Below are 25,429 nucleotides of genomic sequence, written 5' to 3'. Positions count from 1 at the left end.
GAGCATTGCTTTTGTGTGCTGTCAAGGGTGGCGTGAGCTGCCATCAAACTTCATATCTGCGATTTTCAAGGTTCAATCGGAGCCTATTTTTTAGGCTTCGCTTTTTCATAACTTATTTGACACTACCTTTCTCGTATATTCTTCTACATTTTCAGATTACGGCATTGCTATTATGATTGCAGTAATGATATAATCTATTATAGTATGTCTAATAAAAGCGATGCAAGAAGAGGTGGAAGGCTTGAAGAATAAAATTAAAAAATTTTCAAAAGGGGACTTTCAGACAGCAGGCCCGGAGATCGTGTTCGACGAGACCTGCCTGATCCTTACCATCGGTGAGGGGGAAGTGTACCGTGGAAGTTTTACGATCAGAAGCCAGACAGACGGGGCGATCCGGGGGATCGTATATCCGTCTTCTTTTCGTATGCGCTGTGTGGAACAGGGCTTTGAAGGAAACCCTGTCACGGTGAAGTTTGAGTACGATGGAAGAAATCTGCGTCCCGGTCATGTGGAGCAGGGAAAGTTTTCTGTCGTCTGCAACGGGGGCGAGTACGAGGTGGCTTTCACGGCTATCATCGAGAAGCCCTATGTTATGACAGCTTACGGGAAAGTCCAGAGCACGGATGATTTCAAGCGACTTGCCATCAAAGATTTCTCTGAGGCACAGAGGCTGTTCCGCTCCCGGGAGTTCTACGAGGTGCTCAAATACGAAAATCCCAGGACCTTCCATCTCTATGACAATATGCGCAAGTGGGCCCTGGATGAGCAGGCTATGGAGGAGTTCCTTGTGGGGATCAAGCAGAAAGAGTGCATCTTCCTCACCCTGCAGGGAGAGGGTATGCTCTTTGAGGACCTGAAGGAAGCCACCAAGGGAAGCTTCACTGTCATCAAGAACACCTGGGGCTTTATGCCCGTGCACATCCAGACAGAGGGCGGATTTATCACAGTTCCCAGACCGGAGATCACCACGGATGATTTTGTGGGAAATGTGTATGAGCTGGAGTTTGTGGTGAACACGGACCACCTCCACGCAGGGCGGAATTTTGGCAAGATCTATCTTGTCACCCCCTATGAGACCCTCTCCTACGATGTGGAAGTGTTTCAGAATGGAAATTATGATGAGAACCGCCGGGAGATCGAGTTCCTGGCGGCCCAGATCCTGAAAGAATACATTGCCTGTGAGGCGGGGCGGATCGATCTGAACACCTGGACAAACAGCGCTGTGGAGAAGTCAAAGAGGATGCGCCAGTATGCGCCTCTGGATGACGGGCTGCAGCTTTTTCAGGCCCATGTCTATATAAGAGGGGAGCGGATCGAGGAGGCAAAGTGGATATTGGAGAACTATAATTACAACCGTTTTGCCATCGGCAAAGACCCTGTCACTAATGCTTACTACCTGTACCTGACAGCCCTCATAAGGAAGAACGGAAGCCATGTGGAGAGAGTGCTGGACGAGATCGGGAAGACTTACCTCCGTCATCAGGATTCCAGTGAGCTGCTTCTCATGCTCCTGACGCTGGACCCCCAGTATCGGGATGCCTACCGCAGGCTCCGGGTTCTGGAGCAACAGTTTTACGGGTATGAGACGAACCAGGTGCTCTTTTATCAGATTGCCTACCAGTGCTTTGTGGAGAGGACCAATCTCCTGAAGAAGCTGGGAAAATTTGAGCTCCACGTGCTGAATTTCGCCGTAAAATACCGGCTGCTGACAAAGGAGCTGGCTCTCTATGCGGCGAACCTTGCCAGCCAGCAGAAAAACTATGACGATCTTCTGTTCCACATACTGGAGCAGATTTACGATATGTACAAGGAACCCATGATCCTGAACACCATCTGTACCCTTCTCATCAAGGGAAATAAGATGCAGCAGAGGTATTTTGTGTGGTACCAGAGAGCGGTGGACGCGGAGCTGAAGATTGCCCAGCTCTATGAGTACTATATGGAGACCATAGAGGAGGACAGAGTCAGGGAGGCCCTGCCCAGATCCATCTTCCTGTATTTTATGCACGGGAACAATCTGGACTACAAAAAGGCGGCCCTCCTCTACGCCAATCTGATCACCTATGAGCAGTATGCAAGCGATCTGTATATCAGCTACCGGGAGCAGATGGTGGAGTTCGCCTGGGATCAGCTAGTGAAGAGGCACATCAACGAGTCCCTGAAGATCATTTACAAGCGCTTCTGCACCGAGGAGGAGATGACCGGGGAGAGGCTGGAGGCTATGCGGGATATCTGCTATGCCTATGAAGTGACGACAAAAGTCAGAGGCCTCAAGTGTGTGCTTGTCATCGAGAAGGACGGCACGATCAAGCAGAGAGTGCCCTACCGCGAGGAGGGAGCGGTCGTCTACCTGTACGACAAGGAAGCCAGGATCATCTGGGAGGGGATGGACGGACGCCATTACACGGATTCCATTGCCTTCGAGACAAGGCGGATGTTCTACGAGCCCAGATATCTGGAAATGTGCAAAAAGTACATGTCCCACATGAACAGCTGGGGCGGCGACGGCGCCAAAGAGGAAGTGACATTCGACAATCTTCATATAAAGGATATCGATGATTTCGACGAGAAGGAAGTGTTCCAGCTGTGCAGCAGGAGGATCCGGGAGGACAACTACGAGGAGGATGACTTCCTGCTCTACCTGTGTTTTGAGATGTTCAAGCGGCAGCAGTACGACAGGGTGACACTGACCTATCTGTCTAACTTCTACTGCGGCGCCACAAAGGATATGAAGCAGCTGTGGAAGACGGCCAAAGAATATGGCGTCCAGACCGGGAAGCTGGGAGAGAGGATCATCACCCAGATGCTGTTCTCGGAAGATATGTTTGACGAAGAGGAGATCTTTATCGAGTACTATCTGGGAGGAAACGCTTACTTCCGGCTGAAGCAGGCTTATCTGGCCTACGTCTCCAGAGAGTACATGGTGAGAGGGCGCAGGACGGGCCATACCATTTTTGAGATCATTGTCAACGAGCGCCGCCAGGAGGAGGGTCTGGCAGATATATGCAAGATCGCCCTGCTGCGGTATTACTCCGACAGGGAGTACGGCCACGAGGTGGAGGAAGTGCTCCACGGCGTGCTGGGAGAACTCTGCGAGAAGCAGATCATCTTCCCCTTCTACCTGAAATACCCGGAGAGCTGGCTGCGCGAGGCGCAGCTCTACGACAGGACGATGGTGGAATACCGGGCCTCCAGAGGAGGAAAGGTGCGCATTGTATATAAGATGCGCCAGGACGGAGTGGATGATCTGGGATACCAGAGCGAGAGCCTGACTCCCATGTATGAAAACATTTACGTGAAAGATTTTATTCTCTATAAGGGAGACCTGGTGCGCTACTACTTCCAGGAGTCCCAGGGGAAGAAGACAGCCAGCCAGGAGGAACATGTGCTGGAACAGACGAGGGATGTGCCTCCCATTGGCCGGTACGGCAGGCTGAACGCCATGTCATCCATGAAGCCGGAGGAGCGTGAGGCTGCCATGAGGGCCTACCAGCAGGAACTTTATCTGGCTGAGCAGATCTTTGAGAAGTATTAAGGAGGAATTTTTCTGTGAGAGGCGGAAGCATATTAGGAATTGAACTGAATGACCAGTACTGCCAGATCAGCTTTTACGATGAGGAAAAGAGTGAGCCGGAGACACTGGAGACGGCAGTGGACAATTACCAGATACCGCTGATCCTCGGATATTACAGAGAACAGTGGGTGTACGGGCGAGAGGCGAAACGCCTGGCCACGGTCAATGAGGGCTGCACAGTGACAGATCTGTTTGAGCGGGCAAAACGGCAGGAGAAGGTGCGTGTGGGGGCAAAGAACCACGACGCGGTGTGGCTGCTGGCCAAATTCTTCCAGCTGGCCCTGGCCCAGTTCCGTCATATAGAGTATCTGACCTTCTCCGTCCCCTACACGGACATTGATATCAGCAAGATGCTCAAGGGCGTGGGACAGTTTGTGGGCGTGCCCAAGGAGTCTGTCTACGTGCAGGACTACAAGGAGAGTTTCTGTCACTACATGTTCTACCAGCCCAAAGAGCTGTGGCAGTACGAGGCGGCTCTCTTTTACTGCGACAGAAACGAGATCAGGGCCTACATGCTGCGGCGCCTGCGGAAACTGCGGGGCAGGGGCGACGAGCTCTTTGTGGCTGTGGATGAGGTGGCAAACGCTCATATGAAGGAGCTGGCGGCTGTCTACCCCGTGCTGAATGTAGATAAGGCGAAAGACGCGGACGAGAGATTTAAGTCTTTTATCCAGAGTGTGTTTGACAAGAAGGTGGTCTCCTCTGTCTATCTGACAGGGGAAGGGTTTGAGAACAACTGGTACCCCGCCTCCCTGAAGGTGCTCTGCAATGGCCGCAGGGCTTTCCTCGGAAACAATCTGTACAGCCGGGGAGCCTGCTATACAGCCTACAGAAAATGCAGGGATTACGAGGACAGCCCCATTTATCTGGATAATACAAAGATGACAGACCAGATCTGTCTGCGTATGCGTGTGGGCGGCAAAGAAGGCTGGTATCCCATCGTCCAGTGGGGATCTCACTGGTATGAGGCGGACGGACAGTGGGATGTGCTTCTGGAGGATACCTCTGATATTGAGATACATATTGAGTCTCTGGGGAGCGGCGAGCTCCAGGCCGAGACGGTCTCTCTTGCCGGACTTCCGGAGAGGAAGGACTATGCCCTGCGGCTCACCATAGAGGTCATGTTCCTGGATGAGTACACCTGTAAGATCAGCTTCAGGGATGCGGGCTTTGGAGAGTTTTTCCCGGCCACGGATTTCCACGTAGAAAAGACGATTCACTTAGGAGGAAGCAATGGGCAGTTTAATTCTCTGTCATAAGAAGAAGGCAAAACATCCATATGAGATATCCAGGATCCATATGCGGATCTATACCATAGAAGAGCTGTGCTATTATTTCTGCAACAACCTTTATCTTGTGGATTACACCATCATTAACCGGCAGCTCTGCGACTGGCTGGAGGAGGAGCTGGAACTGTACGATCTGGCGGATGAGCTGAGAGGCATCCTGGATCAGAACGGGCCGGTGGAGCAGTTTCTGCTGGCAGTACTGAGCCACGCCTCCATCTACTCTTCCTCGGAGATCACCCGGATCCACAATGTGTTGGAGCACCTGAAGAACCAGAACGAGGTGGAGAGGGAGAAGTACAAGGCCGACAACCTGTTCAAAGCCGGCGAGGTGGCCTCGGCTATCCTCGTATATCAGTCCATTGTAAGTAAAGAGTGGGATGATTCCGTGGGCAGGGATTTCTACGGGCAGGTGTACGGATGCCTGGGCTCGGCCTATGGCAGGCTTCTTCTCTATGAGGAGGCGGCCGCCATGTACGAGAAGGGCTTCAATGTCTGCCAGGACACGAAAATGCTGAAAGCCTACCTCTACTGCTGTTACAGGTATCTGCCCCAGGAGCAGTACGTGAAGATGCTTTCCAACGAGCCGGTCTATCTGAGCATAGGGTCTGTGCTAAAAGAAGAGATCCGCAAAGCAGCCGAGAATGTGAAGGTGGACGCCACAGATGAGCAGCTTGGCAGATGGAAAAAGGAATACCAGAGAGGAAATATCTGATAAAGCTATACAGACAGAAATATACAGACGAACGATGATGTGCAGGCGCCAGGAAACTGGCGCTTTTTTATTTCTAATAACGATTTTTATGTATCAGAGGGAGGACGCAGATAGATACTAAGAAAAAACAACAGGAGGTATCTGAAGATGTCAGTAAAGAAAACAGATTTAAAGAAATTTTTCGGTTTTGCCGCCGGGGAAGGGGAGATAAATAAAGAACTGCTGATCAAGTACAAGCAGTGGCTGATGGAACAGCTGAGGCTGAAGAGGATACGCATCCAGCGAACGGATATACAGTATCTGGAGAGAAGCCTGGAGAGAGCGGAGTATCTGAAAATGGTGGAGATGGCCAGACGCGATAAGAAGGAGCAGATAGCCATGATCATGGAGACGATGTGTGCCACCGGGATCCGGGTCAGCGAACTGCGCTTCTTCCGGGTGGAAAATATACAGCGCGGGATCGTGAAGGTCTGGAACAAGGGTAAATGCCGTCTGGTCATTTTGCCCCAGCTCCTGAAGAAAAAGCTCCTCATCTACATCAACAAGAACTGCATCCGATCCGGCGTTATTTTCCGCACCCGATCCGGCAGGGCAAAGGACAGGTCGAACATCTGGCGCGAGATGAAGGAGGCGGCGGAGAGGGCGGGGATCGATCCGCAGAAGGCCTTTCCGCACAATCTCCGGCATCTGTTTGCCAGGACCTTCTACAGGGAGACAAAGAACCTCATCAATCTGGCGGACATCCTGGGACACAGCAGCCTGGAGGTGACGCGGATCTACGCGTCCGACGGCCTGAACGAGTGGAAGAGAAATATAGAGCGGACGAGACTTTTATCTGCAACATGACATTAATTATGTTGTAAATGCCTTCCGTGCCTGCTTTTGCGCGGGCTTTCATAAAGCATGCCGCTAAAACACGGCATGCGAAAAAGATATACCGATGGTATATCTGGAAATATGGTAATACAATTTGGGGTCATAAGGCCGCGGTTTATTGACAATTCGGAATATGTATAATAAAATTAGAAAAGATATATACAATTAGCTTTTGTGACAACCTTATCTACAACATAATTAATGTTACGTTGTCAGAAAGGCAGTGTGGGGACAGAAAAAGGAAATAAAGAGTAGAGGAAAATGCTTCATGCCAAAAAAAGAGTGTTTAATCGGACGACGTTTCGGCCGGCTGACAGTCATAGAGGCCACAGAAAAGAGAGACAATAAAAAGTCTGTTTACTGGAGATGCGTCTGTGACTGCGGACGAGAGACGGAGGCGACAGAGGGCGAGCTCATGCAGGGACTGGTCATGAGCTGTGGCTGCCTTCAGAGAGAAAACCAGCAGAAGATAGCCCAGAGACTGCATCGGATAGACGGGACATGCATAGAGATACTGGAGAAGCGCAAATACCGCAGGGATAATACGAGCGGCTTTCGGGGTGTGCTAAAAACAGATAACGGGCGCTACCGCGCCTACATCAATTTCAAAGGGAAGCGCTACTATCTGGGGACGTACGATGATTATGAAACTGCGGTGCAGGTGCGGCTGAATGCAGAAGAAGTTATCCATAACGGATTTCTCGCGGACTATTACCAGTGGAAGGAAAAGACCGACCAGGATCCGGACTGGAGCGCAGAACACCCCCTTATTTTTGAAGTGGAGAAAAAGGACGGCCACCTGGTGGTCAGTCGAGGAACGAAAGATAGTTTTATAACAGGAGGGAGAGGATAGGAAATGAAAAAGAGAGGACCATGGACAAGATTTTGGGCAATCGTCCTTGTGTCAGCCATGCTGCTGACCGATCAGAGCGTTTCCACAGCCGCGGACGTGCTTGCGGGAGGACAGCCCCAGGAGACGGCGGCCGAGCCGCAGGACGCGGCAGGTGAGACAGCCACATCCGAGGAGCCCGCACAGGAAACAGAAACAAGCGCGACCGTGGAGAATGAGCAGAACGAAGCTGGTGAAACGTATACCGAGAACGAGACAGAGGAGACACAAAATCCAGAGTCCGGGAATGCGCAGCAGCCGACCGCCCCACAGCAGCAGCCTGCCGCGCAGCCTGATACGCAGCCTGATACGCAGCCTGACACACAGCCGCAGCAGCCGGCATCTCAGCCGGCAGAGCCCCGCGAGCTGACCCTCACAGATGAGGAGACGGGCGTGCAGGTGACAGGCATGGACAACGTGCTGCCGGAGGGCGCAGCCCTGCAGGTGGACGAGAAGAAGGAAAAGGAAGACACCGACTATCCAAAGCAGGCGAAGGAAGACATCGCCGCGAAGCTGGAGAAGGAGGAGAACCTTTCCCTGACAGATATCGCTTTCTATGACATCAATCTTGGCGGCGGACAGCCCTCCGATAAGATCGAGGTCCGGTTCTCTGTGCCCGACGACTGGACAGGAGAGCTGGATGCCTGGTACATTGACGACCAGGGCAAGGTAACGAATATGGACGGGGAGAAGAATGAGACAGAAAAATATTTCGCATTCCAGACCGACCATTTCAGCCTGTATGCCTTAAGCGTCAGCGAGCCGAAGGAAGAGGACAATAATATAGAAGAAACACAGCCGGCCCAGCAGCAGAAGGCCCCGCGTATCGGGGATGACGGAAATGCGGCCTTTACCTCTGTAGAGCAGATGGCAGAAGCATACTATGGGGAAAATGCGACCAATCCCCAGACCGCAGGCAGCGTTACCATCAGTTCTTCCCATGCGGGAAATACGGTGATGGCAGGGGACGAGCTCAGCTTTACCCTTACCTATACCATGAATCCGGCGCCGCTTTACAATTACGGCGAGCAGACCAAGACGTTGTTTGATTCTTATAATAATACAGAGATCCGCTTCAAGCTTCCGGAAGGAATGACGCTGATCGGTGAAGATGATATTGACGGAGCGACAGCCTCCTATGATAAAGAGACCGGGGAGTGGATATTTACCCTGGATAACACATCCATTGACGCCAGCGCCTCCAGCACGGGATCTTTCAGTATCCGTGTCCAGGTGGAGGGAAACGGCGCCCTTGAGATTGGAAAAACCTTTGATTTTGATATTCAAGAGAATCTGTCCATGACGACAAAGTTTACCGTTTATGATAAGACGGACAGCGCCAACCCTGTAAAGATAAAGGACTATAGCCAGACGAACCAGACCATCACCCAGAGCCTTCCCACACTGACGTCCACAAGCCAGGACAAGTGGGGACTGGCGAAAAGTCATGTGAGCAATACCGTTGCTAAGGACAAGAGCACAGTTACTGTGCGGTGGGAACTGGCCTTTGGCCTTCAGACTTCGGAGGGCGGTATGGTGACCAATGAGGCCTCTTATTATCAGGCTCATGGGCGTGCACCCTTTAATGGTGACGGAAAGATCACCCTGAACGAGGCTCTGGCTGTAGCTGGAAACCAGGACCTGACGCCAAACTCCATTACAGTTACCGAGCAGTTTGGAGATAAGAAAGGATATGAAGTTACCAATGGTACGGTGGAGGTTGCCACTGACACCTGCGGAAATCACAGCGTGTCCGGGATTGATAAGGGAGCCCCCTATTATTCTGAGTATTTTGTAGATGTTGTCTACGATTATGAGGAATTTATCGCCAAGTATTCTGACCCGGATCAGGATAAGCTGACTGTGGAAAATACAGCGCAGGCGACTTATCAGTTGAAGGGCTCCGTTGATCCGGTAACGGTTGAAGATAAAGCTGATACCCAGATCGGGGAGGTGACCCAGCCGGCAGAACTGATCATTGAAAAATATATTGAGGATTATAACGGGAACGGTACCCGCCTGTATAAGGCTGGCGATACCTGGGATCCGGTATCCGGTCCGGCTGAGTTTACTGTGAAAACAACGGACGGCCAGCCTGCGGTTCTCTATACAAAGAACCAGGATGGCACCTATACGAAGCTGGAAGGAAATACCGTGTCTATCAATCCTGCCACAGCAGGGGAGGATGGAAAAGTAACCGTCTATCTGGACGCGGGAGAGTATGAGATAACAGAGACCAAAGCACCTGTGAATACACAGCGTCAGACAGACCCGCAGACCGCGGATATAGAAGAAGGAAAGTCCCAGACGGTTACATTTACCAACAAGGAACTGCTGGGCGGCGTGCTGATCCACAAAGTGGGGCACATAAACAGCGAAAATAGGGACCTTCAAGGAGCGGAATTTGGGATCTATTCAGATGAGGCCTGTGAAGATCTGGTGGCAAGCGGAGAGACCAACACCAGCGGCAATCTGCAGTTCGACCGCCTGGTGCCGGGAACTTACTATGTAAAAGAGATTGAAGCGCCGGAAGGCTATCTGCCAGATACAGAGGTTTATGAGGTAGAAGTCAAGGCGAATAAAGTAAATGATGAGCTTGCTCAGATTGTCAATGAATACAACCTGGCTCATCTGAAATTACAGAAGATGTACCGGTGGTTCTCTACAGGCGCACTGAACAATGTGGGTACTACGAATTATCAGGAGTTTGCCGGTTGCTTTACTTTACAGCAGAGCATCGATGACGGGAAGACCTGGACAGCAGTAGAGGGCGTAGAAAATGTAGGCCTTACCGTGAGTGGAAATCTCTTTGAAACGGATTTCCCGGTCTATCACGTGGCTGAGGACGGGACAAGGACACTAATCAAATATCGTTTCCGGGAAGTCCTTCCGGAAAACTGGCATGGAGATGGAGAAATAGAGGAGGATGGCTCCCGCGTTCTCTACTCAAAGGTAGTGACCTTAGAAGATGAGATCGGAAATTCCAGTGCCGATGCCAAAATTGTAGAGATGGTCAACAGCCGAAACGGCGATCTGGAACTGACCAAGAAGTATGTGACTGTCAATGACACAGGAAAACAGATTACAACGACTGCTAAGGAAAACGAGGCAACCTTTGACCTTTATAGGCAAGTGGGAGAGAACGGCGCATATAAACATGTAGGCACTTATCAGACAGATGCTTCCGGCAAGATCCAGGCGACAGACCTTCCGGGAGAAGAAGGCGGCAAGATCATTAACTACTACTGGGTGGAAGTGAACATCGGTGAGGGAGACTATGACCTGGAGTGCAGTGACCAGAACGGAAATAAAGCAGAGGTAACGACCATCACCATAAATGACGATTCCATGGAGGCGGTAGGCCCCTTCTACTTCCGGCCAAAGTCAGGCGATGAAACCATCAAAATTTCCCAGGACATTACAGTCCAGAATGTGGAGCAGAAAGTTCCGGTTCGGATCAAGAAGATCGATACGCTGACACAGCAATGGATGGATGGCGCGAGGATCACGATCAGCCGGGTGGAGGCAGATGGAACAACCACACCTGTAGAAGGTTTTGAAGATGTTTTGATTCCGCGCGCCGGTTACCTGGCGATCCTGGAGGCAGGGCATGAGTATATTGTAAAAGAGACCACAGTCCCGGCCCATTATACCTGTGTGAATGAAGAAGCGCTGAAAATTGACCTGACAGATGAGACGGTTAGTGGAAGCGGCATTTCAGAGATTGCCGGGCCTACTGTTAAGAATCAACCGGATCCTTCTATAACCATTGAAAAGAAACTTATGAAAGCAGATGGCAGTACATCGGATCTGGATGGCACACAGTTTGAAGTCTACACCAAAGAAGGAGATACCTTTACCCAGGTAATGGAAGACGGGCAACCTTTGATCCTGAAAGCGGGAAGCAGCGTTTACCTGGAGAAAGCCGGTACCTACTATCTCCACGAAGTGGTGACCGACGACATGAAGGTGCTGAGCCCGGATACATACCCGGATCTCTATCGTTCGTATAAGCATGAAATCAGTGAAGACGGCAAATTCTTCTTTGGCCCATATGAGGTGAAGGATGAGGAAAAAACTCAGGATCTTGGAGAGATCACCAATATTTCCAGTCTGGGCGGCCTCACTGTGACCAAGAGCGATAAAGAAGGAAACCCGCTGGATGGCGCAGAGATCCAGGTATATTATAAGGACGGAGACGAGGAGAAAGTTGTGGGGACCGGTACGACGCCGGACAATGGACAGCTGACCTTCAAGGATCTGCCCATCTATGACGCTGACGGGAAGGAGATTACTTACTATATCCGCGAGACTAAAGCGCCAGGCGGATATTACGGAACCACCACGGAACTGTCCACCACGCTGATCCCGGGAAAGATCGTCTCCACTGTGAACGGAGCAGAAGATGATCAGGCGCTGACGCTGGTGAACAACCGTTATCAGACCTTTACCGTGAGCAAGGTGTACTATAATGTGTGGGAGCATGCCTTCACCGGCGAAGAAATCCCGCTGGAAGGGACCACCATCGCCCTGTATAAGAAGAATGCTGACAATACTTATGAATGGGTGAAAAACGGGAAGACCGACAGCCTGGGCCAGGTGACTTTCAAGGAGCTGACCGATGAAGAGGGAGACGAATATGTGGCCGTGGAGGTGGATATTCCTCAGACTGCCAAGGATGAGTATGTCTATCCTGAGGGGAACAAAGAATATCTTCCTGATCCGACGACCCATCCAGAGTGCAAGACTCTGACAGAAGAGCAGCTGGATACATACAACTGGGTGAGCCCGGATGAGGATAACCAGGGGAAACTGACCAACGAGATCGGCTGGACTCAGCTGCGGATCGATAAATTCATGATGCGTAGAGTGGACGAAAAAGATGAGAATTCTCCAGAAACGAGAAAAGTCGCAGCCAACTACTGCCAGTTCCAGCTGTATCAGCAGATCGTACCGGAAGGCGCAGGCCCAGAACTTACCTTTGCTGCGGCCAACTGCACGCTGATCGGGGAGTACAGCAGTGGCACCTTCATCGGGACAGATGGAGAACCGGAGGACGGAAAGTTTGCCACGGACATTCTGGATGTGGCGGACAACATCGTCTACTGGCTGGTAGAGACCCAGGCAGGGCCGGGCGCAAAGATCATGCCTGAACAACAGTATATCCTCTTTACAAGGGAAGAAGGCCATATTGAATATACCAATAATACAGGTGAATCCACTCGCGTTGAAAAATATCCGGATAATGCATACAGCTGGGATAGAATAGAAAACGAAGCAGTTTACGGCGAAGGTCAGGACTACTACGCTTCCGTCCGCCTGCAGAAGTGGGCAGGATCCTATACGGAAAATGGTGACAAGATCAAGGACAGCTATGAGCCTCTTGGCAATGCAAGATATGAGCTCTGGGTAGTCAATGAATCCGGAGACCTGCTGGAGAAAGTGGACGACATCACTGTAGGCCTGGAGAGCGACCCCAATGACCCTGACGGGGAACTTTCCGCCATGGGCATGTCCAAGGCTCTCTGGTACAACAATGATGATGAAGACAAAGGATTCGAGAAATACAACGCTCAGGAAGCAGAGGGCAATGAGGACGATATTACCTGGAAGGATGCAGAACACAACTGCTTCTATGTGAGAATGGCCCTGCGGGAGAGCTATGTGCCTTACGGCTATCAGATCGACGCGGCGCCCCACTATATGATCGTGCGTTTCACACCTACGGGAGAGGGCATGACCTACAACGACGCTTACTTTGTCAAAGATAAAGAGCAACAGGTGCCTCTGGCGGATGAGCAGACGGAAATCGTGTGGCCGGGCAGATTCACCGTTGGAAAGAAAACAACAGAGTATGGAGCAGAACACGAAAATCTATACCGTCTGGTAAACTGGCCTCTTACCAACTTCTCTGTGACTGTGCAGAAGTACGGCTACCAGCCGGGAGTGGACGCGCCGTTGAACCGGACGGCAGAGCAGCTGGACGCCTGGTTTGAGGACGGGCATACCGGAAGGGTGCCCCTGAAAGACGTGACCATGAAGTTGCAGCGCTTTGACGGCGGGGAAGACGGAACAAATACCTGGAGAGATTACGATTATCAGAATGAGACCTGGGGAACAAAGACCTTTACCACCAATGCGGCTGGAACCTTTACCTTCCCCAAGGGACTTGATATCGGCCAGTACCGGATCGTGGAGACGGCCATGCCGAAAGGCTCTGACTATGAGATCCTCTATGACGGGAAGACAGTCAGCGGCGGTACCGGTTACCGGTATTTCCGGGTAAGTTCGGAGAGCCTGGTAATCTCCATGTACAATCCGGAGAAGATTTCCCTGTCTCTTAAGAAAGTAGATACAGGTGATAACCCGGCAGAGGCAGAGTTTACCCTGACCATACCGGACGCGGAGAAGGCCGCTTATACGGCGCAGACTATTATCGGGGGAACTGCAGTCTTTGCCCACATCAACTCGGGTACCTACTACCTGGGCGAGACCAGCGGGGACATGGACACCAGCTACTTTACAAAATATATAAAGGAAAACTATCCAGGGCTGGCAGACTTTGTAAATCCTGCCGAGGGGATTACCTTCGGCTACACCAAAGCGGCCAATACTGCTCTTGGAGACGTAGTTGTATCCGGAGTCCAGAATCTGGACGATGAAAAATATGGATTAAAAGGGCAAATACTGACTATCCAGAACCCGGATCTGGTGTCCCTGGAGATCGGAAAAGTGGATGCAGAGACAGATGATCCTCTTGACGGAGCAGAGTTTGAGGTATATTATCAGGCCTTTGATTCATTCAGCGGCACACATGCCGTGAAAGATATGACCGTTGCCGGTAATCGGACTCTGGTCGGAACGTATACGACGGAAGATGGCAAGATCAGCCTTACCGGACTGAAGCCGGGCGTCTACTATGTTGTGGAGACCAAGCCTCGGGAAGGATATGAACTGGCGGAGGATCGGGATCAGATCATCGCCCTCACCGGCGGCATGAACGTAAGTGTAATCGGTGTGGACGAGACTTACGATGGGGACGGAGACGCGCAGCTCACCTTTGCGAATAAGAAGCTGGCTTCCATCCAGGTGACCAAGACGGTGGGTAAGGGAGCGTTCGCAGAAGGCCCGGACAGCTACAGCGCCTTCTTCCAGCTGTACGGCAGTGTGGATAGTACGGAACCGCTACAGACGGATACGGCTACCGAGGCAGAGCAGGCGGAATTTACCGGCCTGAAGCAGGGAACGACCTACTACCTGGCAGAGCAGGCAAGTGACGAGTATGTCCTGCAGTCTGTGAAAGTAAATGAAGTAGAAATAGAGCCGCAAAATGGCCGCTATGCCATCACTCCGACAACCGGGCGGTCTGCCGTGGAAGTGGAAGTGACCAATACCTGGCTCTACGCCCAGGTGACCGTCCTGAAGGTGGATGGAAATACCGGAATAGGACTGACAGGCGCGGAGTTTGTCCTGGAGGAGCAGGTTTCGGGAGCAGACGGACAGCAGACCTGGCAGGCAGTGCCAGAAAAACGGGTAACCTGGACCAAAGGCGAGGATGGCGCCTACACGGTAAAAGTCCGGCTGGAAGGAAAAGATGCGGCCCAGTTCCGGATCCGTGAGCTCCTGGCGCCGGAGGGATACCTGGTAGATCAGACGCCGATTAAGGTGACTCTGGAACCGGGAACCGTGTTGACCTATGAGGAAGATGGCTGGCAGGTTGGTGATACGGACGAGGAGCTGCGTGAGAAGCTGATCGTTCCCAACTACAACGGCGTTACCATTCAGATCCATAAATACGGCAATATGCACAGCGCAGATGTCACGTCGGATCAGAACGGCGTAACCTTCCGGATGTACACCTACGATGACACAACAGACGAATGGCGCCATATGGATTCCCAGAAGACAGAAGGAAACGGAATCGCCACCTTTACCGTGGCGGCAGGATATGAGTACGCTATCTCCGAAGAATCCGTGCCCAGCGGCTACGCGGGACTGGAGGGCGTCTGGACGTCAGATGGAATTGAGATCAAGGATACGGCAACCGTAGATGAAGGAGGCGCGAACCCCCAGACTTTATACATTCTGGATACGAAGGACTTGCTGGCCGGACAGACCTACACTTACAATGCCTACAACATCCCGCTGGTAGATCTGGAAGTTCAGAAGAAGGATGCGGGAGGCAATACAACACTGGTGCCAAGGGCAGATATATCTGTCTATGAGGTGCCGGCGGGAACAAAGACAGAGCTGACAGAAGAAGAAGTCGACGATCTGAAAGTTCCGACGAACCTGGTAGGTACTGGGAATACCAGTAAGACAGGCGAAGGCTCTTCCTATAAGGACGACATTACTGTGGTCCCGGGTAAGACTTATCTGGTGGTGGAGGATAAAGTGACCGGTACTTCCGGCTACGAAACCATGATCCTGGACGATAAGCGGGTGGTGTGGTACAAGGTGATCACCATTCCGGAAGGAACCACAAAGAAGCAGACCGTTACACTGGAAAATGTGCTGGGTACTGCGGATGTGAAGATCGACAAGAAAAGCGCCAGCCAGACCTCAAGCGCCAGCCTGTTTGAGCAGGGCTCAGAGATTACCTACACCCTGACTCCTCAGGTGGAAAACTCCTATGCGCTGGATGGATTCACCCTGACAGACACCGGACTTACAGCTTACCATGGAGCGGGCAGCACGCCTGCAGAGCTGGATTTTGACACCTATCTGAAGGATCAGTATACCATCAGCCAGGTACGCCTGGGTCAGGCAAGCCACGAGACCGGAAACTACAAGGCGGCAGACGGACATCCGGAGGCCGGTGTGATCAGCGCCAAAGTGACCTTTATCGACTTTGAAGGCGGAGAACATGCGACGGAACCTGTAACTGTTTCGACCGGTGAGCAGGTAGTTATGGCGCCGGCAACAGAGGGCGTGAAGTACGCCCAGGTGAGAGTGGAGTACTACTCCGACGGCTTTGAACGACTGACCGGCTATCAGCTTGGCCAGAACTTTAAGCCCGGCACTGTGCAGGTAACGGCAGAGCTGGATCAGCAGCAAGGCGGCGAAAGCAGGCAGTCTGTGGACCGGGTGGTCAACACGGCGGAGGCGGAGATCGCCTACACGCCCTGGAGTTCCACCGGGGAAAAAGAAGCCCAGGAGACAAAGAAAGCGCAAGACACTGCAGCCAACAGCTTTGGCCAGCAGGAAGTGCCCATGGTGACGGTGACAAAAGCAGCAGATGATGAGGCGGTCAACCTGAACAACGGAACCGTGGATTACACCCTGACGCTGAAAAATATTTCTGAAAACGGAGAAGCCATGATAAATCCGATCCTGATCGACCTTCTGCCGGAAGGGGTGATCGTGGATCCGGATACAGCTTATTTTGAGATCACGGGAAACAATCCTTCCAATCTGTCAGTAAGGCAGGATACAGTTGTACCGGTGGCGGAGACCAATGCCATCGTGCTGAATTTCAGCGGCAATCTGGAGGCGGGAGACTCTCTGCAGGTAGTGATCCATGCCACGGTTACCAATGCGGCGGCAAGTTATGGAACCAGTCTTCCCAACTATGTATTTGCCACCAGCGACGAGCCGGGGATCGAAAGCGATGAGAATCCAAACGCTGCTTCCTTTAAGGACAGCAACGGCGCATGGGCGGGAGAACTGACCCACGTGGCTACATCCCTTCAGGTAGATGGCGGGAAGGCCAGCGCGCTCAAAGATGCTCTGGGCTCAGAAGGCACGGGAGCTGTGGGAAATTACGGCTTTATCGGAGCGCTGGCGGACATCCGCTGGTTCAGCAGCTCGGCCATGACCCTGGTAAAAGAAAATAAAGGAGACCAGGACAGCAGCTACAGCTCCAGCCGGCTGGCCCAGGCCACCAACGGCGGAACCATTGATTACCGTCTGACCATGAATAATACTTCCAGCACCGACAACCGTCTGAACCTGACGGTGATGGATCTTCTGCCCCAGGAGGGCGACCTTGTAAGCGGCGGTACGGAGCGGTACAGTGTCTGGCCGGCTTACCTGACGGACGACATTAAGGTGACTCTGGGAGAGAACACCCTTACCCCGGATCAGTACAAGATTTACTATTATACCGGGGAGATCCCGGCGGCAAACAATCCGGACTACAGCCGCTTCTTTGGAGCGGTGCAGGAAGCGCAGGATCGCTGCCCGGAGGGCTGGACAGAAACAAGGCCTGACGACACAGCGATCAAGGCATTTATCGTGGCAGTGAATGAAGAGCAGATCCTGGAAACGACCGAAAGTCTGGTGGTGGAATATCAGACCAAGGTGACGGATGAAGAAGGAAATCATTATACAGCTGAGGAGATGGAAAAGATCTCCTACCTGAACGCGGTAAATAACTTCCAGTGTTACTACGACAGTTATCCCACAACGGGATCTAAAGACGAGGCAACGTCTGCAGACCAGCCGCTGGAGTCCAACAGCGTCTCCGCCACCATTGTACCTAATCCGGTGAAGGTGGGCGGACATGTCTGGATTGATGCGGACGGCAACGGACGGAAGGACGGAAAGACGATCGAGGATTACTCTCAGTATAAGATCGTCCAGGATATGCTGGATAAGATCGAGATCCGTCTCTACACTTACCGGAATAAGAAGCCGGGCATGAACACCACTGCTTACGGCGAAGCGTTCCAGTACAATCAGAAAAATGACGGAGACTGGTACACGGATGCCAACTATGTGTTTGATAACCTGGGCGCCGGATTTATGACGGTGGACGAAGGGCAGGCATATAGTAATGGAGAACTGCAGGTACAGCATCTGAAGGGGGATGAACCAAGAACCTATATCATTTCCGCAACACTGCCGGATACCATTATCGGTAAATTTGGGCTGACTCAGATGCTGGGAAGTAAAAAGTCCCAGAAGCCGGGAAGTATTCCGTATACGGAACAGAACGACAGCAACTTTACATATTACGAGGACACGCAGCGGAATCTGTCTGAGCGGTTCTACCTGTGGGATACCGATATTACCCAGCCAGGAAACTGGGACAATACCAAGGACGTAGGACTTGTGCTTTACCGCGACCTGGAGATCACCAAGCAGTCGGAGCTTCCGGCGAAGGATCCGGTAGACGGCGCTGTGTTCAAGATTTACGGACCATATGAGGATGGCAAAGGAAGTACTGCACAACTGACAGATGATGATCTGGTCGGCACCTATGAGACAAAGGATGGCAAGATCAGTGTTCCAAATCTGAACTGGTTCCAGGAATATGTGATCGTGGAAAAGAAGGCGGCTCCCGGCTATGAGCTTGATGGAGCGGAAGCTACCGGAAGCAAGAACATTGAGAAACTGGGCGAGGGCAAATGGCTTCTGAAGGTTCCGGATACCGAGAGTATGGTGAAGACAGAAAACGTGACCATCACCAATGTCCGGGAGACAGAAGTAGAGCTTGAGGCAACCAAGACCCTGAAGGGGAAAGAACTTCTGGCGGGACAGTTCCAGTTTGAACTGCTGGCAGATGACGGTACAACTGTACTGCAAAAAGAAGTATCCAATGACGCGAAGGGCAAGGTAACCTTTGCTCCGGTGACCATCCAGGGCGAGGGAACCCATACTTTCTACATAAAGGAGACCATTCCGGAAGAAGCAATAGAGAACGAAGATACGTCGAAGGGGATCACCTATGACGATACCATTTACCAGGTGGAGGTGACCACAGAGTGGGATGACACGGATCATCAGCTTGAAGTGACGGGAATCCAGTACTTCGCAGACAATGCTCTGACACCAAGCGAGGACGGAGCGGCTTTTGAAAACACCTATGACGCCAGCGGATCCTGGACGCCGGTGGCCACCAAGACCCTGACTGGCCGGGATATGAAGGTAGGAGAGACCTATACCTTTACCGTGAAGGAAGGGGAAGAGACAGTTGGCACCGGAACAGTAACCGGACCGGCTACAGCCGGCAAACCGGCAGATATTACCTTTACTCCTATCCAGTACACACTGGAGGATGTGGGCAAACATACCTATACCATCACGGAGGACAAGGGAGGAACAACTGCAAATGGCGTGGAATTTACCGACGAGTCCTTTACCATTACCGTAGATGTGGAGGATGCAGGCGACGGGACCCTGACGGCGACGCCTACGTACCCGGAGGGCGGCGTGGCATTTGTGAATGACTATAAGCCCACACCGACTTCCTATGCGCCGGCTGTAGAGAAGACTCTGACCGGACACAGACTGCCGGATGGAGCAAGCAAAGACTTTACCTTTACCCTGACGCCAGATAAGGATAACCCGGATGGAGCTACGCTGCCGACGGAGACGACGCTGACGATTCCGATCAGTGGCAAGACCAGTGACGCGGCGGTGACGGCAACGAAAGCATTTGGCAACATTACATTCAGCAAGGCCGGAACTTACAAGTTTACGATCAAAGAGACAGCCGGAACAGAAAACTATTATACTTACGATACGGCGGAGTGGACGCTGACGGTAGTAGTAAACGACGACGGGCGGGGACATTTGTCCAGGGTAGTCTCCTACAAGAGCAGCGTGGAAGGAACCACGGCAAATAACGGAGCGGCGAAGTTCAGCAACGAATATCATCCTAATCCGGCGACAGCTACCCTTACCGTATCCAAGACGGTGGAGGGCCAGGAGCTGCCGGATGATCCGGACTATAAGACCTTTACCTTTACCATGAGCATGTCAGAGGATACTGTGCCTGGCGTGACCATGCCGGAGAACAAGACGGCTACGGTGACGGTAACTGAAACCGGAGAGGCGGAGACAGCGGACTTTGATGAGATTACCTTTACCAAGGCGGGTACCTATGTATTCCGGATCACAGAGGATACTGAGAACCTGCCGGAGGGATACGACAAAGACCGGGTAGAGGAGAGAAGAGCCAGAGTTGTGGTAGTAGATGACAATGGTTCCCTGAAGGTAGACAGTATTACTTACTACCTGACGACTCCGGATGATCCGGATGATACGATAAACGCCTCCGACTTTACAAACTACTATGACACAGAAGATACCGGATTTGCGCCGAAGGTGAGCAAGACACTGACCGGGGATACACCGCCGGGAGAGAAGGAATTTACCTTCAAACTCAAGGCGGATGAGAACAATCCAGAGGGAGCGACCCTGCCAGATCCGGCACAGACAACGGTAACTTATAAGAACCGGATCGGTGATGCTGAGGCAGGTTTTGGAGAGATCACCTTTGCGAAGGCCGGAACCTTTAAGTTTACGATTACAGAGGAGAAAGGCCAGGCAGATGACGGTTATACCTACGATGAGGCTCAGTGGACACTGACGGTTAACGTTGAGGATGAAGGCGGCAAGCTGAAGGTTGAAAGCTATTCCTACGCAAAAGACGGAGAGACGGTAACCGGAGCGGAAGCAGCGGCATTTGAAAACAGCTACGAAGTGAAGCCTACAGACTACACGCCGGGCGTGACCAAGGCCATGACCGGAGCGGACCGGCAGGAGGCTCAGAAATATGAGTTCACCCTGACGCCGGGAGAAAATAATCCGGAAGGCGGAGCGACCATTACAGGTGCAGAAGCAAGTATCACCGTACCAAAAGATACGGCGGCCGGTACTGAAGTAGAACCGGCAGCAGATGATGGATTTGGCAAGATCACCTTTGAGAAGGCCGGAACCTACACCTTTACGATCCAGGAGAAGGTCCCGGAGGCGGCAGAGGCGAACGGCAACAAGCTGAACGGTGTGACCTATGACGACAGCAAATGGACACTGACTGTAGTGGTTGAGGACGAGGGCAGTCAGCTGAAAGTGACAAGCCATACCTATGCGAAAACAGACGGCAGCAATACAGAGGCAGCGAAGTTTGTCAATAATTATGAAGTGGCACCGACAGAATTTACGCCGGATGTCCGCAAGACCGTGACCGGAGAGATCCGGCCGGCAGAGGAGACCTTTACCTTTACCCTTACGGCAGATAAAGACAATCCGGAAGGCGGAGCGAAGTGTACAGACAGACAGGCGGCGGTGACCGTGCCGGCAGGCGGAACGAAAGAGGGAAGCCTGGTAGAGCCGAAAATGGATCCGTTTGGAGCAATTACTTTCACCGAGACTGGAACCTATACCTTTACCATTACAGAAATAAATGTTGGCGAACAAGGTTATACCTATGATGATCCCTGGACGCTGACCGTAGTGGTCAGGGATGAGAAGGGCCAGTTGGTGGTAGATAAGGCCCAGACGAAGTATGAGCGGACCGGCGAGACAGACCGGATGGACTATGCACTGTTCACCAACCACTATGAAGTGGATCCCATTGGATATGCACCGCAGGTGAAGAAGACAGTGGACGGCAATGTACCGGCCGGCAGAGACGCTGACTTCCAGTTTGAACTGAAGCTTACAAAAGCAGATCCGACAGACGGCCTGAAGCTAAATGGTGAGAATGGCGTGGTTATGACGAACACGGATGTGCTGGAGACCGAGGTGACAGGAGAAGCTACCGGAACCTTTGATAAGATCACCTTCACCAGAGCCGGAACTTATACCTTCCAGATCACCGAGGTGAAAGGAGACACGGCAGGCTACAGCTACGACGGCCATATCTGGATCCTGGAAGTGAAGGTGAAAGATGAGGGCGGCAGGCTGGTCATCGAAAGTAAGACGTACACCCAGACTGAAGCGGACAAACCTACCGGATTCACCAGTGAGAGCCAGGCAGAATTTACTAACACCTACGATCCGGACAAGATCACATATACCCCGCAGATCCGCAAGGAGATCACGGGAGACCAGAGATCAGAGGAGCAGGTCTTTGACTTTACGCTGATGCCGGATGATAAGAATCCGGGCGGAGCAAGCCTGGCAGCACCGGATATGGATAAGGCAAGAGTAACCGGAGAGGATATTGCAAGATTTAGCACCATTACCTTTACAGAGGCTGGCACATATCACTTCACCATTGGTGAGGAGACGGGTACAGAACCTGGATACACCTATGACGACAGCGAATGGAATCTGGAGATTGAGGTGAAAGACCAGGGCGGCTGCCTGATGGTGGCGAAGCATACCTACACCCGGACAGACGCTGAGGGCAAGGAAGTAACCTCCGACGAGGAAGCGACCTTTACCAATGACTATCAGGTAAAATCTACCGGCTATGTACCGACAGTGACCAAGGCGGTGACCGGCGATGTGCCGGAGGGCAATGATGCCCAGTTCCGGTTCGCACTTACAGCCAGGGAGGACAATCCCAAGGGAGCCGTTCTTCCGAAAGACACGGAAGTGACCATAGAGGGACGCGGTGAGGCAAACTTTGGCGAGATTAAGTTCGAGCAGGCCGGAACCTACCGGTTCGACATTGCCGAGATCAATGACAAGCTGACCGGCTACCAGTACGATGACAGCATTTGGACGCTGACCGTGGTGGTAAAAGATACCGATTCTATCCTGGGTGTGGCGAGTGCAACCTACACCAGACAGGATGCGGCGACCTCTGACGTGGCGGCCTTCGAGAACAGCTATCAGCCGGACGAGGCGGCCTATGCGCCGCAGGTGACGAAGCACTTAAGCGGCGACAAGACGCCGTCCAATGCGACGTTTACCTTCACTATGCAGGCCCATGCGGACAATCCGGAGGGTGCGGCAGTGGAAGGAACTTCCGCAAGCGTAGCGGGAGCAGGCCAGACCACATTTGCACCGATCACATTTACCAAAGCGGGGACCTACCGGTTTGACATCCGTGAGACGGACGGCGGTGAGAATGGATATACATACGATAAAGAGCCATGGACACTGACCATTGTCGTGGAGGATGTTGACGGCCAGCTCACGGTAGTAAGCCATACCTACACCAGAGGAACTGACAATAACGGGACAGAAGCTGTATTTACCAACAGTTACAAGATAGAAGATTCTGTACCGTTTACACCGGAAGTTAAGAAGACGGTGACGGGAGAAAAACGGCCGACGGGTACACAGACCTTTGACTTCACCCTGACGCCGCCAGCAGGAGACGGATTCACCATCGCCAATCGTGATACGAAGGCGACGGTAAGCGTAACCGATAATGATCCTGCCGGAACTACAACGGATCCGTTTGGGGCGATCACCTTCACCAAGGCGGGAACTTATGAGTTCCAGATTGCTGAGGAAAAGGGAAGCGCAAATGGCTATACTTATGATACAGATCCGTGGACGCTAACCGTGGCAGTGGAGGATCAGGATGGCCAGCTGGTTGTCACAAGCCATACCTACACAAGGGACGGAGACAGGGACAGCGAGGCATATGCATCATTTACCAATACCTATAAAGTAGAGCCGGCCGAGTTTACACCGGAAGTTAAGAAGACCATAACAGGCGGGGCCCGCCCGGGCGAAGTTGCATTTACCTTTGAGCTGAGTGCGAAAAAGGATGAGTCCGATCCGGTGGAGGGCGCAGTCATGCCGGAGGATACGACGGCCGCTATCACCCTGACACCGGAAGATACAGAAGGAACAGGCAGCGCAGCAGGCCAGGATGGTTTTGGAGCGATCCGTTTCGTTCATGCAGGAACCTATGAGTTTGAGATTACAGAGACCGACGATGGTCAAGCGGGCTACGGCTATGACGGAAGCACCTGGAACTTGAAGGTGACAGTGGAAGACATTGGCGGAAAGCTTCAGGTGGCGAAAGACGGCGTACAGTATGTGAAAGCAGACGGCACCGGAGCAAACGCAGATGCGGCGGCATTTGTGAACAGCTACAGCACCACCAAAGCGACTTATGACCCGAGAGTGACGAAAGCGCTGACCGGAGATCCGACACCGGTTGATAAGACATTTACCTTTACACTTGTGAGAAATGAAGCAGCAGAAGAGGCAGGTACGCCGGCAGACGGCGCGGTGACCGGCAATAGCCAGACCACCATCACCGGAGCGGGAAGCGGAAGCTTTGGAGACATCAGCTTTGACAAGGCGGGAACCTACCACTTTACCATTGCGGAGGCGCCGGGAAGCGAAGCGGGCTATACGTATGATCCGCTGACCTGGGATCTGGAAGTAGTGGTGGAGGACAGAGCATCGTATCTGACCATAGTAAGCCATACCTACACGCAAATAGATGCTGACGGTAAGGAAATAGCCGCCTCTGACGAACAAGCGACATTTACCAATAGCTATGAAGTCGTACCGGCTGGCTATACACCGGCAGTGACCAAGGCGGTGACCGGCGATGTGCCGGAGGGCAAAGATGCAAGCTTCCGGTTCGCACTTGCGGCAAGGGAGGATAATCCAGAGGGGGCAGTCCTTCCGAAGAAGACAGAAGCGGCCATCAAGGGAAGCGGTGAGGCAGTCTTTGGAGAAATCCAGTTCGGGCAGGCCGGAACCTACCGGTTTGACATTACCGAGATCAATGACAAGCTGCCAGGCTACCAGTATGATGGAAGCGTGTGGACCCTGACGGTTGTAGTGAAAGATACCGGACATATCCTGGGCGTGGAGAGTGCAACCTACACAAGGCAGGACGGGACAACTGCGGATGCGGCGGCCTTTGAGAACCACTATCAGCCGGACGAGGCGGCCTATGCGCCGAAGGTAACAAAGCATATAAGCGGCGACAAGACGCCGTCCAATGCGACGTTTACCTTCACCATGCAGGCCCTTGCGGACAATCCGGAGGGCGCGGCGGTGGAAGGGACTTCCGCAAGCGTAGCGGGGGCAGGACAGACCGCATTTGCACCGGTCACATTTACTAAAGCGGGAACCTATCAGTTCGAGATTTGTGAGGAAGGCGGCCATGAAGACGGATATCTCTACGATGCACATATCTGGAGATTGACCGTGGAAGTGGCGGATGAGGACGGTGCCCTGCACATTGCTGATGTGAAATACGAGAAGCTGGGAACCTTTGAGCAGAACGGCGACGCTGCGGCATTTACCAATGTGTACCACAAGAGCGGCATGCCGGGCGGAGACAAGGAGACCGGCGGCGGGGTGCGGACCGGCGATCTGTCAGATATGCCGCGGACACTGACAGGACTTGGCGTGTCCATGCTGCTTATTCTCTTCCTCCTGCACCGGAGAAGAAGAGGACAGGCGAAGTAAACGAATGCAATAAAAAG

At 52.5% G+C, this 25,429-nt stretch carries 6 protein-coding genes; all 6 read left to right on the top strand.

Features of this window, described 5'->3' with window-relative positions:
• Nucleotides 1-241: 241 nt before the first annotated feature.
• Complete coding sequence (locus tag INF30_RS03050) at nucleotides 242-3,535, top strand: DUF5717 family protein (RefSeq protein ID WP_226394176.1); 3,294 nt, start codon at nucleotides 242-244, stop codon at nucleotides 3,533-3,535.
• A 14-nt stretch (nucleotides 3,536-3,549) separates the two neighbouring features.
• Nucleotides 3,550-4,833, top strand: coding sequence for a DUF5716 family protein (locus INF30_RS03045; protein WP_076777220.1), 1,284 nt, complete (start codon nucleotides 3,550-3,552; stop codon nucleotides 4,831-4,833).
• Nucleotides 4,808-5,575, top strand: a complete 768-nt coding sequence (locus INF30_RS03040) for a hypothetical protein (RefSeq protein WP_226394175.1) — start codon at nucleotides 4,808-4,810, stop codon at nucleotides 5,573-5,575. The genes INF30_RS03045 and INF30_RS03040 overlap by 26 nt, the downstream gene beginning before the upstream one ends.
• Before the next feature lie 147 nt (nucleotides 5,576-5,722).
• A complete protein-coding gene (locus INF30_RS03035; protein WP_226394174.1) occupies nucleotides 5,723-6,421 on the top strand; it encodes a tyrosine-type recombinase/integrase in 699 nt (232 codons plus the stop codon).
• Between the two features lie 298 nt (nucleotides 6,422-6,719).
• Entirely contained in the window at nucleotides 6,720-7,304 is a 585-nt protein-coding gene (locus INF30_RS03030) for an AP2/ERF family transcription factor (RefSeq protein WP_226394173.1), read from the top strand.
• Nucleotides 7,305-7,307: 3 nt separating this feature from the next.
• Complete coding sequence (locus INF30_RS03025; RefSeq protein ID WP_226394172.1) at nucleotides 7,308-25,412, top strand: Spy0128 family protein; 18,105 nt, start codon at nucleotides 7,308-7,310, stop codon at nucleotides 25,410-25,412.
• The last annotated feature ends 17 nt before the right edge of the window (nucleotides 25,413-25,429 follow it).

The organism is Claveliimonas monacensis (genome assembly GCF_014982975.1).
Lineage (GTDB): Bacteria > Bacillota > Clostridia > Lachnospirales > Lachnospiraceae > Claveliimonas > Claveliimonas monacensis.
The sequence above is the reverse complement of the archived record's forward strand: the minus strand, read 5'-3'. Positions and strand labels throughout refer to the sequence as shown.